Annotated in this window: 3 protein-coding genes; 1 reads left to right on the top strand and 2 read right to left on the bottom strand. The window is 66.2% G+C overall.

Annotated elements, in window-relative coordinates; genetic code table 11:
- Positions 1 to 70: 70 nt before the first annotated feature.
- Both VF497_RS16575 and VF497_RS16570 read right to left on the bottom strand, forming a co-directional pair.
- The gene (locus tag VF497_RS16575; protein WP_330890765.1) at positions 71 to 679 is read right to left on the bottom strand and encodes a sigma-70 family RNA polymerase sigma factor; all 609 of its coding nucleotides are present in this window, start codon (positions 677 to 679) and stop codon (positions 71 to 73) included.
- Positions 680 to 768: 89 nt separating this feature from the next.
- Positions 769 to 1,584 carry an outer membrane protein assembly factor BamD gene (locus VF497_RS16570; RefSeq protein ID WP_330890764.1) on the bottom strand — a complete coding sequence of 272 codons (816 nt, stop codon included), beginning with the start codon at positions 1,582 to 1,584 and terminating at the stop codon, positions 769 to 771.
- Positions 1,585 to 1,694: 110 nt separating this feature from the next.
- Between VF497_RS16570 and VF497_RS16565 the strand changes: the two genes are divergently transcribed.
- Positions 1,695 to 2,275, top strand: a 581-nt coding sequence (locus VF497_RS16565; RefSeq protein ID WP_330890762.1) for a pseudouridine synthase, incomplete at its 3' end; no start/stop codon positions are given.

Genomic DNA, 2,275 nt, shown 5'->3' with positions numbered 1-2,275 from the left:
GTATCGGCGGGCGGCGCGAGCGGAGGCAGCGCGCGCAGTGCTTCGGCCAGCGAAGTGGGCGCGGGTGCGTTCAATTCACCAGCGCCGTCGGGTTGAGTTCGATCGGACATGACATCGTGTCCTTTGACAATACGGTGGAATCGCGGGGTTCGAGCAGCTCGCGCAGGCGCGCGGTACCGCGCGCGACCTGCGATTTGGAGAAGCTGGTCGTCTTGCCGAGCTGCTCGGCGATTTCGTGGTGTGCGTAGCCCTCGACGTGGTAGAGCCAGAGCACGCTGCGCGTCAGCGCGGACAATCCGGCGAGTGCGCGCTCGAGCGCGGCCGAATCCGCGCGCACCCACGGCGGCGCCGAGTCGTCGACGAGCTCGGGCACCTCGGCGCGGTCGTCCAGGTGCCTGTCGCGGCGCAGGCGCATCAAGGCCTCGTTCGTGGCGATCTGGCGCAGCCAGGCCCAGAACGGCGCATCGCTGCGGTACTGGCCGATGCGCTGGAACACCTTGAGCATCGCGTCCTGCAGGATCTCGCGCGCGGCCTCGGCATCGCCGAGCATGCGCCAGGCGAGGTTGAACACCGGCCGCTCGAAGCGTCGGTAAAGCTGTTCGAACGCCGCGACGTCGCCACCGCGGGCGCGGTCGACGAGGCTTTGGGGTACGTCGAGTTCGAAAAGTGAGCCGGTCACGACGCTATAGATGCGTCATGACGGCAAAGGGTCGCAAGTGCCGAAGGAGGGGCTGCCTGGAAGACGGACAGCCCCGGATCGCGGAGTTCTCAGCCGTGGAACGGCACCAGGCGCATCCACCAATGGCCGTAGTCGGGGTAGCGGCCGGCGAAGTAGGGATGATCGGGGTAGTTGAGCTTGAGCACGCGCTCGGTGTCGCTGGCGAGCTTTTCCTGGCCGAGCGCCTTGTAGGACAGCGTGGTGATCGCGAGCGCATCGCCCGCGGCCGGGGTGCGCGCGAAGCGCTCGAACACGTCCTTGCTGCGGTTGATCGCGGCGACGTAGGCGCCGCGCTTGTAGTAGAACTGGGCGACGTGGACCTGCGCGCGCGACAGGTTGTCGCGCAGGTAGATCATGCGCTGGCGTGCGTCGGGCGTGTAGCGGCTGTCGGGGAACTTGGTGACGAGTTCGTTGAAGTCCTCGAACGATTGCAGCGTGCTCGCCATCTCGCGCTTGGTCGGGTCCTGGTTCGCCCAGTTGGCGAGGAAGCCGCGATCGCGATCGAAGTTGATGATGCCACGCAGGTAGTAGGCGTAGGCGATGTGTTTCTGCGTCGGATAGGTCTTGATGAAGCGGTTGATCGTCGACAGCGCCTCGTCTTCCTTGCCGTCCTTGTACTGGGCAAAGGCGAGTTCCATCTGCGACTGCTCGGTATACGGGCCGAACGGGAAGCGCGCGATCAGGCGCGTGTAGTAACGGATCGCCTTGGTCTCGTTGCCGGCCATCAGCGCTTCCTTGGCCGAGTCGTACATCTGCTCAACCGGCAGCACCTCGGTCTCGTCCTGCTTCTTCTCGCGATGGCAGCCCACGGCGAAGACGGCGAGCAACAGCAACAGCAGGATTTTGGCGGACAGCGGAAGGCGCATCGGGAAATTTCGCATGGGCAGGGGGCCGTGAGGCGGCAAGAGCGGCGATAATAGCCCAAAGCCGCGGTCCTCCGGAACTTCAGCGCCCCCACAGCCAGATTCGATTCAGCATGGAAAACTCCAATCCCGTCCAGACCTTGCCCATTCCCGAAAGCGCCGCAGGCCTGCGCTTCGATCAAGCCGTGGCGCAAATGTTCCCGGACTATTCGCGCTCGCGCCTGAGCGAATGGATCAAGGCCGGCGACGTGCTGCTCGACGGTGCGCAGGCGGCGCCGCGGCAGATCGTACACGGCGGCGAGCTCGTCGCGCTGCATGCGCGGCCCGGCCAGGAAGTGCCGATGAAACCGGAGGAAATCGCGCTCGACATCCGCTACGAGGACGCCGACCTGCTCGTTATCAACAAGCCGGCCGGCCTCGTCGTGCATCCGGGCGCGGGCCAGCCCGCGGGCACGCTGCAGAACGCACTGCTGCATTTCGACGCGAAGCTGGTCGAGATTCCGCGTGCGGGCATCGTCCACCGGCTCGACAAGGACACCTCGGGCGTGATGGTCGTCGCACGTTCGCTGCGCGCGCATACGAAGCTGGTCGAGGCGCTGCAGGAGCGCGACGTGCACCGCCAGTATGTCGCCGTCGTGCTCGGCCCGATGATCGCGGGTGGCAGCGTCGATGCGCCGATCGGCCGCCATCCGCG

Source organism: Rudaea sp., assembly GCF_036383415.1.
Classification (GTDB): domain Bacteria; phylum Pseudomonadota; class Gammaproteobacteria; order Xanthomonadales; family Rhodanobacteraceae; genus Rudaea.
The sequence above is the reverse complement of the archived record's forward strand: the minus strand, read 5'-3'. Positions and strand labels throughout refer to the sequence as shown.